This window comes from Bradyrhizobium agreste, assembly GCF_016031625.1.
Taxonomy (GTDB): Bacteria; Pseudomonadota; Alphaproteobacteria; order Rhizobiales; family Xanthobacteraceae; genus Bradyrhizobium; species Bradyrhizobium agreste.
On sequence record NZ_JACCHP010000025.1, the window covers coordinates 1 to 12240 of the forward strand.

The following is a 12240-nucleotide window of genomic DNA, read 5'->3' on the forward strand; positions in this document are numbered from 1 at the left end:
CCGGGTCCGGCGTCACCGGCAACGTCGTGACCGACGGCAACGGCAACTCGACGGTCTATCTGAACAAGGGCACCGTCGCCGACGTCCTGAACGCGATCGATCTCGCCACCGGCGTGCAGACCGCATCGATCGCTGCGGGCGCTGCCACCCTCAGCACGGCGACCGGTCAGACCGCGTCTTCGATCGTCGCGGGCGCGCTGAAGATCTCGACTGGCGCCAATTCGGACCTGTCGATCACCGGCTCCGGCAACGCGCTGTCGACGCTCGGTCTCACCGGCTCGACCGGCACCGGCACCGCCTTCACCGCGAGCCGTACAGCTGCGTCGGGCGGCGTCTCCGGCAAGACCTTGACCTTCACCTCCTTCAACGGCGGCACGGCGGTCAACGTCACCTTCGGCGACGGCACCGGCGGCACAGTCAAGACGCTCGATCAGTTGAACGCCAAGCTGCAGGCCAACAATCTGACGGCCACGATCGATGCCAACGGCCTGCTCACGGTATCCGTGATCAACGACTACGCGTCATCGACGATCGGCTCGGTTGCCGCAGGCGGCGCGATCGGCGGCACGATCACGTCGGCCTTGACCTGGACCAACGCGACGACGCCGACTGTCGATGCGGTCGCTCAGGCCACGCGCTCCAACCTGGTTGCGCAGTACAACAACATCATGTCGCAGATCGACACGACCTCGGTCGACTCGTCCTTTAATGGCGTGAACCTGCTCAACGGCGACCAGCTCAAGCTGGTGTTCGACGAGACCGGCAAGTCGAGCCTGAACATCACCGGCGTGACCTTCAACTCGAAGGGCCTGGGCTTGGCCGCGCTGGTGCAGGGCACCGACTTCATCGACAACGCCGCGACCAACCGCGTGCTCACCAGCCTGAATGCGGCCTCGAGCACGCTGCGCTCGGAAGCTTCGACCCTGGGTTCGAATCTCTCGGTGGTGCAGGTTCGTCAGGACTTCAACAAGAACCTGATCAACGTGCTCCAGACCGGCTCGTCCAACCTGACACTGGCCGACACCAACGAGGAAGCGGCCAACAGCCAGGCACTGTCGACCCGCCAGTCGATCGCGGTGTCCGCGCTGTCGCTGGCCAATACCTCGCAGCAGAGCGTGCTCCAGCTGCTCCGCTAATAAGCGGCTGAAATCACGAGACAAAATAGGGCGGCGGGGCTTCGGCCCCGTCGCCTTTTTTGTTGTCTGGACAGCCCGCGAGCCGCTAACCCCGCATTAACCCTGTCCCTTAAGTCGCCGTTAACCATACTTTAAAGGACAGCCCCTAAGACTTAGCCAAAGCCCGCTTTTGAGATCGGCGAGCCCGATTCGTATCCGGTTCAAGAGGAAGACCGCCAATGTCCAACATCGTTCTCTCGGCGTCAGTTCGTCAGAACCTGTTGTCGCTGCAATCAACGGCCGACCTGCTCGCCACGACCCAGTCGCGTCTGTCGACAGGCAAGAAGGTCAATACGGCGCTGGACAATCCGACCAACTTCTTCACCGCGCAGGGGCTGGATAACCGGGCGAGCGACATCAGCAACCTGCTCGACGGCATCAATAATGGTGTGCAGGTGCTGCAGGCCGCCAACACCGGTATCACGTCGCTGTCGAAGCTGATCGACAGCGCCAAGTCGATTGCAAACCAGGCGCTGCAGACCACGGTCGGGTACTCGACCAAATCGAACATCTCGACCACGATTCCCGGCGCGACGCCGGCGGATCTGCGCGGCACCACCAGCTACACCTATGCGACCGCGACCGGCAACGTCGTCACCAACGGTACCGCCGGCGGCACCACGCCGATCACCGGCGCGACCACGCTTGGAGGCATCTCGCAAGCGCTAACCGGCAATGCCGCTCCGGACGGCGCCGGCACCGCCGCCAGCCTTGCGCCGGGCCTCACCCTCCTGGGTACGCCGAGCGCCACCACCATCGCGACCAACGGCGCGCCGTCCGATGGCGATGTGCTGATCGTCGACGGAAAAACCATCACCTTCAGGGCCGGGGCTGCACCTGCGGTTGCCAACGTTCCCGCCGGCTCCGGCAAGAACAACAACGTCGTCACCGACGGCAATGGCAACTCCACTGTTTATCTCGGAACGAACGCCTCGCCGGCCGCAACCGTCCAGGACGTGATGGATGCGATCGATCTCGCAAGCGGGGTGCAGAAGGCTGCGATCGCGGGCGGCACCGCAACGCTGTCGAACTCCTCGGGCACCAACGCCGCCATCGCCGGCGGCCAGCTCACCCTCACCACCGGCACCGGCGCCGATCTCAGCATCACCGGCAAGGCTGACTTCCTCAAGGCGCTTGGTCTGACGACTGCGACCGGCTCCGGCAACGTCAACGTGACCAAGGCGCGTCTCACCAACCCAACGACGCTTGGCACGCTGGTTCAGGACGGCTCGACGCTTAACGTCGACGGCAAGACTGTCACGTTCAAGAATGCGGCGGTTCCCGCTGCCGCGCCGACCGGGTCGACCAAGATCGGCAACATCGTGACGGACAACAACGGCAACTCCGTCGTCTATCTCCAGGGCGCGACCGTTCAGGACTCGCTGAACGCGATCGACCTGGCCTCGGGGGCTGGCGTCGTCAGCGCCGGCGCCGTGGCCGCCGCGAGCGGTTCATCCCTGTCCTCCGTCGTCAACGGCGCGCTCAAGCTCAGCACCGGCACCACGGCGGATCTGTCCATCACCGGCACCGGCAACGCGCTGTCGGCGTTCGGCCTGACCGGTCCCACCGGCACCGGTACGGCCTTCACCGCGGGTCGCTCGCCGGGGGCGGGGAGCATCTCCGGCAAGACGCTGACCTTCACCTCCTTCAACGGCGGCAAGCCGGTGAACGTCACTTTCGGCGACGGCACCAACGGCACTGTCAAGACGCTCGACCAGCTCAACAACCAGCTTCAGGCCAACCATCTAACTGCGACGATCGACGCCAACGGCGTGCTCACGATCACCACCGTCAACGAATATGCGTCCTCGACGCTCGGTTCGGTGATCGCCGGCGGCGTCGTCGGCGGCACGATCACCGGCACGGTTGCCTTCACCACCGCCCAGCCGCCGGTGCAGGACCCCGTCGCGCAGACCGCGCGCTCCAACCTGGTCAACCAGTTCAACAACATCCTGGCGCAGATCGACACCACCTCGCAGGACGCCTCGTTCAATGGCGTCAACCTGCTCAACGGCGATACGCTCAAGCTCGTGTTCAACGAGACGGGCTCTTCCACGCTCAGCATCAACGGCGTGGTGTTCAACGCGGCGGGTCTTGGCCTCAGCAACCTCGTCAACGGCGTCGACTTCATCGACAATGGCGCCACCAACAAGGTGCTGGCCAGCCTGAACGCCGCCTCCAGCACGCTGCGTTCGGAAGGCTCGGCGCTCGGCTCGAATCTCTCGATCGTGCAGGTGCGACAGGACTTCTCCAAGAACCTGATCAACGTGCTGCAGACCGGCTCGTCCAACCTGACGCTGGCCGACACCAATGAGGAAGCGGCCAACAGCCAGGCGCTGTCGACGCGCCAGTCGATTGCGGTCTCCGCGCTGTCGCTGGCCAACCAGTCGCAGCAGAGCGTGCTGCAGCTGCTCCGCTAATCCGGACCACCGCTGGCCGGGAGATCGCGGCGGGGCTAATGCCCCGCCGTTCCTTTGAGGAAGTTCGCTAAGACAAAGTTAGCCGCGATCGACGCCGGAAATGCGAACCAAGTTTACAGCATGCATGCACGAATCTAACTTTGCTCGCGACGAAGAACTCCGCGCCCCGTAGTTATCCGGAGTGCCTGCAATTCGCGCACGTAAGCAAATCTTAAGCGCTGCTGCCTAGGGTTGGGAAACAAATCCTTAAGCCCCGTACACGGGCGAGGTAACTTCCAGGGTGATCAATGTCGAGTTCTGCTGCTTCAGCCTATGCGCGTGTAGCCACGGCCACTGCGTCTCCTCGTGACGTTGAAGCACAGACTCTGCTCAAGGCGGCCAACAAGCTCCAGGACGCGATGAACAGCGCCGATCCGCTCAGCGAGCAGACCATGCAAGCGCTGATGTTCAACCGCAAGCTCTGGACGATCTTCCTGAGCGAAGCGATGCGCGATACCAATCCGCAGCCGCTCGATGTCAGACAGAAGATCGCGAATATCAGCGTGTTCGTGTTGAGCCAGACTGCCGCTCTGCAGCTCGCTCCGAAGTTCGAGCACTTCCGTCCGCTGATCGAGATCAACCGCAACATCGCCGCCGGTCTGTCCGGCAGGTCCTAAGCGGAGACACGCCGTGGCCGACGTCCTGAGCATCCTGTCGAGCTCGTACAAAGCGGCCGGCATGTCGATTCCCAGCAAGACGAAGTACGTCGCGGTCGACCCGACGCTCTATCAGGGCACATGGACCGGCAAATATTCGGACGGCAAGAAGTTCTCGATTACCGTCTCGCAGATCGACGGCTTTCGCGCCCAGGTCCATTACGAGAGCGGCAGTACGTCACAGTACCAGCAGGTGCTGATCAAGGATTCTTCGTTTCGTTTCGGCAACACAAAATTCACGCTAACCCGGGCCGGTCAGGCGCAAGTGAAGAACGTCGTCAACGATCCTGCGACCGGATCAACGTATCTAGACACCGCCGTCGCCAAGCGCGCCACGTGAGCGTCAGGCGCTGAGATCCGTGCTGAGCGGACGCGAGGGCTCGGACTTCATGTCCAGCGCATGGAAATAGGCGCGCCGGCGCAGCATCGCCTCGTCCGGGAACTGGTTCACCACCGTGTCGGTCTTGTCGTTGACGACCTGAAAGACGAAGGACGCGGCCGCCTGGTCGAACACGACCTGGCGCGAGATGTTCTCGTGGCTCGGCAGGTCGTTGCGTATAGGCGCGCTGGTATCGGCTGCGGCCACCGTCTGGCTCACCGGAAGATCGGTCTGCACGGCCTCGTTCGCCGCCGCGCTGGACGTCGTCACGATCTGAACGGGGGCCGGGATCCCCACCGGCCTGATGCTGAAATCTGTACTCATGGCAGCCTCCTGGTTGCCTTACGTGAGTCAAATCCCAACCCCTCTAATCGCGCAAGCATGGAACACCAGGGCTGAACACCCGGTAAGGAAACGTGCCTAACCGCGCGACGCCATCGCCGCGCGGTTTTTCCTAAAATTGTCGGTTGTTCTCGTGCTGCTCAGAGCGAGCGGCTGACCGCCAGCGGCGTGATATGGCGCGGACCGGGCGCTGCGCGGCGCCCGGCAGCCGTATAGGTGTTCGGCACGTTGCGCTTCTGGATCTCGGCGTTGACGCCGCGCACGACGCTTTCGGAAACCGCGTGCGCGGTCGCGAGCACGGTGAGATTGACCTGGAGCATGGCGCGGAATGCATCGTGGTGGCGATGCAGCGTCGAGAGCAGCTCAGGCGCGGACTTCGCGAGCTGCGGCTGGTTGGCCTTCAACTGGCTGACGGCGGCGACGTAATTGCGCGACAGCTCCTGCTTCTTGCCCTCGAGCGTCATCGCCTCACGGACCTTGCCGGCGCGGACGAGCTCGGTCTCGCGCTCGATCAATCCGAGCAGCGCGCTCATCGCATCCATCAGGTCTTCGGCAACCTTGCGCGCCTCGCTGCTGACGGGTGCGCTGCCCGGACGCCGGTGGGCCTCCATCGGCTGACGTGAGGCGTTGAAATGGTTCATCTCGTTTGACCTTATGCCGTGCGGATCGTTTTCGCCTGCTGCAGGATGAGGGTACGGTAGACGTCGCTGGCGACGCCGACGCCGCCGGCCTTGGCGAAGTTCTTGGAATATTGCTCGGTCAGCATCGAGCGCCACACGCCGGTGCCGGGCGTATCGCCGAACGGGCCTTCGCCCTTCAGGCCCGAGGTCATCTGCGCGAACATGCTGTTGAGGAACATCGCTTCGAAGTCGGTGGCGGTCTTCTGCGCCTTGGCCTGTTGCTGCGGCGAGACCTTTTGCAGCGCGGCGGCGAGCTCGAAGTCCGGCCGGCCGTTGCGGCTCTCGACCGAGAAGGCCGAAGTGTTGGCGAGGCGAGGGGTGTTGATCGCGCTGGTCTGCATCACATCACCTCGATATCGGCTTCGATGGCGCCGGCGGCCTTGATCGCCTGCAGGATGCTGATCATGTCACGGGGGCCGATGCCGAGGCCGTTGAGGCCGTCGACGAGCTGCTGGAGCGAGACGCCGTCCTTGACGAGCGCCAGCTTCTTGCCGTCCTCGGTGACGGTGACGCTGCTGCGCGGCGCGACCACCGTGCGGCCGCGCGACAGCGGATTGGGCTGGCTCACCTGCGGGCTCTCGGAGATCGTGACCGTGAGGTTGCCCTGTGCCACCGCGACGGTGGCGACGCGGACGTCGCGGCCCATCACGATGATGCCGCTGCGCTCGTCGATGACGATCTTGGCGGCGAGATCAGGGTCGACCTGGAGCTGCTCGATCTCGGTGAGGAAAGCGACCACGTTGCCCTTGAACTCGGGCGGGATCGACAGCTGCACCGTCGAAGGATCGATCGGTTCGGCAGTCTTGACGCCGAGATAGTCGTTGACCGCGGCCGCGATGCGCTTGGCAGTGGTGAAGTCGGCGTTGCGCAGCGCCAGGCGGACGTTCGGCAGCCGGTTGAGCGCGAACTCGATCTCGCGCTCGATGATGGCGCCGTTGGCGATGCGCCCCACGGTCGGGACGCCGCGCACGATCTTGGCTGCCTCCCCCTCGGCCTGGAAGCCGGAGATCGCGAGCGAGCCCTGCGCCACCGCGTAGACGTTGCCGTCGGCGCCGAGCAGGGGTGTGACCAGCAGGGTGCCGCCCTGGAGATTCTTGGCATCGCCGAGCGCGGAGACGGTGACGTCCATGCGCGTGCCCTGGGTGGCGAAGGCCGGCAGGTTGCCGGTGACCATCACGGCGGCGACGTTGCCGGTGCGGATGGTGGCGCCGCGGATGTTGACGCCCATGCGCTCGAGCATCGCCTGCAGCGACTGCTTGGTGAAGGGGATGTTGTTGAGCGTGTCGCCGGTGCCGTTGAGGCCGACGACGAGGCCGTAGCCGATGAGCTGGTTCTGCCGCACGCCCTCGATATTGGCGAGGTCCTTGATGCGCGAGGTCGCCGCCGCCGACGTGACCGACAGCGAAAGCGCCGACAGCGCGGCGCAGGCCAACCCAACAATCCTCACCCAACGAACGCCTGGCATCTCTGCTCCCCAAAGCCCCTCGGAAAGTGCTCCCAAATCGGACAGGACTTGCACGACACTCCCATGACGAGCTGGTCCGGCGCTTTCCTTGCGAGCGCTGTGCCAATGCGGGGCGGTGAGGGTAGGTGGCTGAATAGGTTGAATAAATCTGTTTCGACCGGTATCAGCACTGGTTCGCTCTGAGGAGCGAAACTGCCGCTTGTCGGCAGATTTTGCCGGGGCGTTTACGCAGCGTTAACCATAAGACAGCGAAGGTGAGGCATCGATCACCCGGATTCTTTCCGATGCGCATCTACGGACCGAACGGCACCACGCTCGGCACGCCGGCCAGTCAGGCCAAGCGGACGGGCTCCGGCAGCTTCGTGCTGCCCGACACCTCATCGGCGCAGGAGACGCGGAGCGCTGCCGCACCGAAGGCGGCCGCCAACATCGATGCGCTGCTGGCGTTGCAGGGTGTCGAGGAGGATCCGGTCGAGCGCCGCAAGCGCTCGGTCGCGCGCGGCAGGACTGCGCTGGACGTGCTCGACGATCTCAAGATGGGCCTGTTGTCCGGCAATCTCGACGCCTCGACCGTGATGCGCCTGCGCGATGCCGCGGCGAACCTTAAATCGTCCTCCGGCGATGCGGGTCTCGATGCGGTGCTCTCCGAGATCGAACTGCGGGTCGAGGTCGAACTGGCGAAGGCCGGGCAGGGGTAATCAGGCAGGCAGATTGTCGTTTGGGGCGAAGCCGCGCTTCGCTTCAAACGCACCTTACGCCGCCTCTTCCTTCAGCTGCGCATCATAGCGGCGCTGGGCGGCGAGCACGTCTTTCAGATTCTGCTCGGCCCAATCGCGTAAGGGATCCACCGCCGCCGCCAGCGTCAGGCCGAGCTGGGTGATCGAATATTCCACCGTCACCGGCACGGTTGCTATGGCACGGCGCCGGATCAGGCCGTCGCGCTCGAGCGACTTGAGAACCTGGCTCAGCATCTTCTGCGAGATGCCTTCAATCGTGCGGCGCAACTGATTGAAGCGCATCGGCTCCTCGCGCAGGAGCAAGAGGATCAGCACCGCCCATTTGTCGCCAACGCGATCGAGGATTTGGCGGGTGGGGCAGTTCGCTGCGTAGACGTCGGGTTTCATCGTCAGTCCTCGGAAATCCATACCGTTGCCTGGGATCCGCGTGTCGGTTGTATGCGATCAGTTACCTCAGCGTAATCAGGTAAGCACAAAGTGCTCTCTTAACACCAGCATTCTTTGCGATATCTAGTCTCCGCTAGTTACCATAGAAGCAAAGGAGCCTTCCATGAAAATCGCAGTTGCCGGGGCCTCTGGCCGGGCCGGTTCGGAGATCACCAAGGAACTGTCCCGCCGCGGCCACACAGTCACGGCCATCGCCCGCAACCCGGAGAAGATCGCGGCCCTGCCGAACGTCACGCCGGCCAAGGGGGATGTGCTGGACCAGGCGGGCCTCGCCAAGCTGTGGGCCGGTCACGACGTCGCCGTGAGTTCCGTGCACTTTCTGGCCAGCGATCCGCTCAAGCTGATCGGTGCGGCGAAGGACTCCAAGGTCGGCCGTTACCTCGTGGTGGGCGGCGCCGGCAGCCTCGAGGTTGCCCCGGGCGTGAAGCTGGTCACGACGCCCAATTTTCCGGCTCAATACAAGGCTGAAGCGGAGGCGGGCTCGGCCTTCCTGGACCTGCTGCGACAGGAAAAGGACCTGAACTGGACCTTCATCTCGCCCTCGGCGCTGTTCGTGGAGGGGGAACGGACGGCCAAGTTCCGGCTCGGGACCGACCAGCTTCTCGCAGATGCGAACGGCAAGAGCTGGATCACCTTCGCCGACTACGCCATTGCGCTTGCCGACGAGATCGAAAGGCCGGCCCACCTGAAGCAGCGCTTCACGGTCGGCTATTGAGGCCGCGAGCCGCCTCCAAGCCCTTAAGGATAAACCTTCCTGTGCAAGGGCTTGGAGGCGAGGACCGGGTGGCGAGGGAAATATTGTCTGTCACGGGAGGCCACTATATAAGGCCCGGCTCAACGGACCCCGGTCCGTCCGCGAGTCGTTACTTAAGAAGATAGGCCTCCCTTGGAAAAGTTGAAAAACTACCGACCGACCGACAAAGAGCCTTTCATGAACGACCGGCAGAAGGAGTACTTCCGTTTGAAGCTCCTCGCCTGGAAGGATGAGATCCTCAAAGAATCCAAGCTCACCCTGCAAGCTCTGCAGGAGGAGAACGTGAACCACCCCGATCTCGCCGATCGGGCCTCGTCCGAAACCGACCGTGCCATCGAACTCCGCGCCCGCGACCGCCAGCGCAAATTGATCGCCAAGATCGATGCCGCGCTCCAGCGTATCGAGGACAACACCTACGGCTATTGCGAGGAAACCGGCGAGCCGATCTCGTTGAAGCGGCTCGAGGCCCGGCCCATCGCGACGCTCTCGGTGGAAGCACAGGAGCGCCACGAGAAACGCGAGAAGGTTTATCGCGACGAATGAGGTCCGAGCCGCAGAGATGCGGCTCTTTTGTTTTTGGACGCGGGGGCGCATTTCGCGCCATGCTCGGCATTTTGCCCGCGGCTTGCCGTCGCGCCCGCCATCGCGACAGCGCGATCGCGAAAAGTGAATCGCGATCAACGGGCTAGACTGGATTGCTCCGAGCTCACGTGAGTTTGGATGAGAAACAGCCTTCACTTCAGGTGCGGGAGGTTTTGCGAGTCGCATCAACGAGATCGACTCTGAAGTTGAGACGCTGATCCAGCTGCATCAAGCATCGCTGCAATCAGGCCTGCGGCGACGTCTCAAGACGGGCATCCCTATAAAGCCTGGAGCAGCTCAATATTTCCTTAACCGCGGGCAACAGGTGCTTGAGCAGGGGCCACCGAACCAATTTGCCGGCCCGTGCAACGAGGGGATGTTGGTCATGAGCACTGTTCTGGTCACCGGCGGGTCGGGCTTCGTCGGCATCCATGTCATCCTCCAACTTCTGGCCGCCGGACACGCCGTGCGGACGACGGTGCGCCGGCCGGAGCGTCAGGCCGATGTGCTCGCCATGCTGCGCGAGGGCGGGGCGGCGGCGCCCGAGAGCATGGCCTTCGTCACCGCCGATCTGTCCCGGGACGACGGCTGGCAGGCGGTGGTCGCGGGCTGCGACTACGTTCTCCACGTGGCGTCCCCGCTCTCGACCACCGTCCCAACGGACGAGAACGAGATGATCATTCCGGCCCGCGACGGAACGCTCCGGGTGCTCCGGGCCGCGCGCGCCGCCGGGGTCAAAAGGGTCGTCATCACCTCGTCGCTCGGCGCCATCGGCTACGGCCATCCGCCGCGCGACAAGCCGTTCGACGAGACCGAATGGACCAATCTCGCCGGTGTCGACGGCCAACCCTATGTCAAGTCCAAGACGCTGGCCGAGCGAGCCGCCTGGGACTTCGTCGCGCGCGAGGGGGATGGGCTGGAGCTGTCGGTGATCAACCCGGCCGCGATTTTCGGGCCCGTGCTGGAGCCGGACTTTTCCGGCTCGATCGAGATCGTCAGATCGTTGCTCGACGGTGCCATGCCGGCCGTGCCGCGGGTCTATTTCGGCGTGGTCGACGTCCGCGACGTCGCCAAGCTGCACCTGCGGGCGATGACGGCGCCGGAGGCGAAAGGCGAGCGTTTCATCGCGGTCTCTGGCGAGACGATGTCGATCCTCGACATCGCGCGCGTGCTGCGGCGGGAACTCGGGCCGCGGGCGCGCCGGGTTCCGCGGCTCCAGGCTCCGGATTGGCTGGTGCGGCTGGCCGCGAACCGGATTCCGCTGCTGCGGGCGGTCGTGCCGATGCTCGGAAAGGTCAGGCATTCCACCAGCGCCAAGGCCAGGTCGCTGCTCGGCTGGCAGGCGCGCTCCAATGAGGAGGCGATCCTTGCGACCGCCGAGAGCCTGATCCGGCTCGGCCTCGTCAAGGGGTGAAGGTGCAACGCCCCCTGCGCTTGTCAGGCCGGAGCGGGGATGCTGAAGTGCCGCCCTGCGACTGCGTAGCGTGGGAGGCGGCGCCGATGGACAAGATTCTCGAAGCCGCAAAGGCGATCGCGCTGGCGCGCCGCAATCATGCCCCGCTCGCGGAGCTGGAGCGGCCCCCTGCGGACGAAGCCGAGGGCTACCAGGTCCAGCGCACCCTGCACGATCTGCTGCTGCCGCATGTCGGCCCGCTCGTCGGCTACAAGATCGGCTGCACCAGCCAAGTGATGCAGGACTATATCGGCATCCCGCACCCCTGCGGCGGCGGCGTGTTCCAGAAGGGCGTCCATGACAGCGGCGCCAAGCTCGCCGCGTCCAGCTATGTCCGGGTCGGCGTCGAATGCGAGATCGCAGTGCGGCTGAAGCGGGACCTTGCCGTCGGCGAGGCGCCGTTCACGGCCGAATGGGTCGGCGAGGCGGTCGAGGCCTACCACCCCGCGATCGAGATCGTCGACGACCGCTACGTGAAATGGGAGACGATGGGCGCGCCGACCTTGATCGCCGACGATTTCTTCGCCGCCGGCTGCGTGCTGGGTCCATCGGTCCCGCGCTCGTCGGTGCCGGACCTGAAGGCGGTCAAGGGCCGCGCCATCGTCAACGGCGAGGAGGTCAGCCACGGCACCGGCGCCGACGTGCTCGGCCATCCCCACAACGCGCTCGCCTGGCTCGCCAACCATCTCGCCGCCGAGGGCAAGGCGCTGCACGCAGGGCAGCTCGTGCTCACCGGCAGCCTGGTCAAGACGTTGTGGCTCAAGGCCGGCGACAAGGTGCGGATGGAGCTGGACGGGCTCGGCGTGGTGGAGGCGGAGTTTACGTGAGGGGCGTTGCGATCTCGTGCCCCGGACGCAGCGCAGCGCCGGCCTGGCGATGCGAAGCATCGTCCAGGGAACGGTGCGCTGCAGAGCCGGGGCCCACGCTGCAATGTCTTGTAACTTTCTCGGTCCCGGCTCTGCGCCGCATCGCTGACGCGCTGCGGCTTGTCCGGGACAGGCGAGAGATGAACGTCCGGCAGACGACAATTTCGTCATTTTCCATCGAGACCGAAGTCGCGGGACAAGCCTTCGCATCCTCGCGGCAGCTTCGCCCGAGCTTTGCAACGTCT

At 64.6% G+C, this 12240-nt stretch carries 14 protein-coding genes; 9 read left to right on the forward strand and 5 right to left on the reverse strand.

What is annotated here, in order from left to right:
• The 4 genes from HZZ13_RS29495 to HZZ13_RS29510 all read left to right on the forward strand — a co-directional run.
• A partial coding sequence (locus HZZ13_RS29495; RefSeq protein WP_197963024.1) for a DUF1522 domain-containing protein occupies positions 1-1136 on the forward strand: 1136 nt, incomplete at its 5' end.
• Between the two features lie 218 nt (positions 1137-1354).
• Positions 1355-3595 (forward strand): DUF1522 domain-containing protein, encoded by a 2241-nt coding sequence (locus tag HZZ13_RS29500; RefSeq protein ID WP_197963025.1) that lies wholly within the window; start codon positions 1355-1357, stop codon positions 3593-3595.
• Positions 3596-3882: 287 nt separating this feature from the next.
• Positions 3883-4251: a flagellar biosynthesis regulator FlaF gene (gene flaF / locus HZZ13_RS29505; protein ID WP_197963026.1), complete on the forward strand. Its 369-nt coding sequence runs from the start codon at positions 3883-3885 to the stop codon at positions 4249-4251.
• 13 nt (positions 4252-4264) lie between these two features.
• Positions 4265-4630, forward strand: coding sequence for a hypothetical protein (locus tag HZZ13_RS29510; protein ID WP_197963027.1), 366 nt, complete (start codon positions 4265-4267; stop codon positions 4628-4630).
• 3 nt (positions 4631-4633) lie between these two features.
• Here the strand turns inward: HZZ13_RS29510 and HZZ13_RS29515 are convergent, their stop codons facing one another.
• The 4 genes from HZZ13_RS29515 to HZZ13_RS29530 form a co-directional block, all read right to left on the reverse strand.
• A complete protein-coding gene (locus tag HZZ13_RS29515) occupies positions 4634-4993 on the reverse strand; it encodes a hypothetical protein (RefSeq protein WP_197963028.1) in 360 nt (119 codons plus the stop codon).
• 158 nt (positions 4994-5151) lie between these two features.
• Positions 5152-5652 (reverse strand): hypothetical protein, encoded by a 501-nt coding sequence (locus tag HZZ13_RS29520; protein ID WP_197963029.1) that lies wholly within the window; start codon positions 5650-5652, stop codon positions 5152-5154.
• 11 nt (positions 5653-5663) lie between these two features.
• Entirely contained in the window at positions 5664-6032 is a 369-nt protein-coding gene (flgJ, locus tag HZZ13_RS29525; protein WP_197963030.1) for a flagellar assembly peptidoglycan hydrolase FlgJ, read from the reverse strand.
• Positions 6032-7156, reverse strand: a complete 1125-nt coding sequence (locus HZZ13_RS29530; RefSeq protein WP_197963031.1) for a flagellar basal body P-ring protein FlgI — start codon at positions 7154-7156, stop codon at positions 6032-6034. The genes flgJ and HZZ13_RS29530 overlap by 1 nt, the downstream gene beginning before the upstream one ends.
• 284 nt (positions 7157-7440) lie before the next feature.
• Between HZZ13_RS29530 and HZZ13_RS29535 the strand changes: the two genes are divergently transcribed.
• Complete coding sequence (locus HZZ13_RS29535) at positions 7441-7854, forward strand: flagellar assembly protein FliX (protein WP_197963032.1); 414 nt, start codon at positions 7441-7443, stop codon at positions 7852-7854.
• A gap of 54 nt (positions 7855-7908) precedes the next feature.
• On the opposite strand, the gene HZZ13_RS29540 is transcribed toward HZZ13_RS29535, so the two are convergent.
• Positions 7909-8280 carry a winged helix-turn-helix transcriptional regulator gene (locus tag HZZ13_RS29540; RefSeq protein ID WP_025037390.1) on the reverse strand — a complete coding sequence of 124 codons (372 nt, stop codon included), beginning with the start codon at positions 8278-8280 and terminating at the stop codon, positions 7909-7911.
• Between the two features lie 163 nt (positions 8281-8443).
• Between HZZ13_RS29540 and HZZ13_RS29545 the strand changes: the two genes are divergently transcribed.
• The 4 genes from HZZ13_RS29545 (at position 8444) to HZZ13_RS29560 (ending at position 11956) form a co-directional block, all read left to right on the forward strand.
• Positions 8444-9055: an NAD(P)-dependent oxidoreductase gene (locus HZZ13_RS29545; RefSeq protein ID WP_197963033.1), complete on the forward strand. Its 612-nt coding sequence runs from the start codon at positions 8444-8446 to the stop codon at positions 9053-9055.
• A 216-nt stretch (positions 9056-9271) separates the two neighbouring features.
• Positions 9272-9637 (forward strand): RNA polymerase-binding protein DksA, encoded by a 366-nt coding sequence (dksA, locus tag HZZ13_RS29550; protein ID WP_085966600.1) that lies wholly within the window; start codon positions 9272-9274, stop codon positions 9635-9637.
• A gap of 424 nt (positions 9638-10061) precedes the next feature.
• A complete protein-coding gene (locus tag HZZ13_RS29555) occupies positions 10062-11090 on the forward strand; it encodes an SDR family oxidoreductase (protein WP_197963034.1) in 1029 nt (342 codons plus the stop codon).
• An 86-nt stretch (positions 11091-11176) separates the two neighbouring features.
• Positions 11177-11956: a 2-keto-4-pentenoate hydratase gene (locus HZZ13_RS29560; protein WP_197963035.1), complete on the forward strand. Its 780-nt coding sequence runs from the start codon at positions 11177-11179 to the stop codon at positions 11954-11956.
• Positions 11957-12240 lie beyond the last annotated feature (284 nt).